At 64.8% G+C, this 565-nt stretch carries 1 protein-coding gene; it reads left to right on the forward strand.

What is annotated here, in order from left to right; all coding sequences use genetic code 11:
- A partial coding sequence (locus TN53_RS41935) for a B12-binding domain-containing protein (protein WP_046264156.1) occupies nt 1-565 on the forward strand: 565 nt, incomplete at both ends.

Below are 565 nucleotides of genomic sequence, written 5' to 3' on the forward strand. Positions count from 1 at the left end.
CGCGAAGTCGTTGAAGGCGGGCAAGGCCGAGGAACTGGCGGCCCTCCCGCTGGAGGAGCGCCTCAAGCGCCGCATCATCGACGGCGAGAAGAACGGCCTCGACCAGGATCTGGACGCGGCTCTCCAGGAACGTCCCGCCCTGGACATCGTCAACGAAACCCTCCTGGAGGGCATGAAGGTCGTCGGCGAGCTGTTCGGCTCCGGGCAGATGCAGCTGCCGTTCGTGCTCCAGTCCGCCGAGGTCATGAAGACCGCCGTCGCCCACCTCGAACCGCACATGGAGAAGTCCGAAGCCGAGGGCAAGGGCACGATCGTGCTGGCCACCGTCCGCGGCGACGTGCACGACATCGGCAAGAACCTCGTCGACATCATCCTGTCCAACAACGGCTACAACGTGGTCAACATCGGTATCAAGCAGCCGGTCTCCGCGATCCTCGAGGCGGCCGCGGAGCACAAGGCCGATGTGATCGGCATGTCCGGGCTGTTGGTGAAGTCCACGGTGATCATGAAGGAGAACCTGGAGGAGCTCAACCAGCGCGGCCTGGCGGCCGACTACCCCGTGATT

It is taken from the genome of Streptomyces sp. WM6386 (genome assembly GCF_000972385.1).
In the GTDB taxonomy this organism is placed as follows: Bacteria; Actinomycetota; Actinomycetes; order Streptomycetales; family Streptomycetaceae; genus Streptomyces.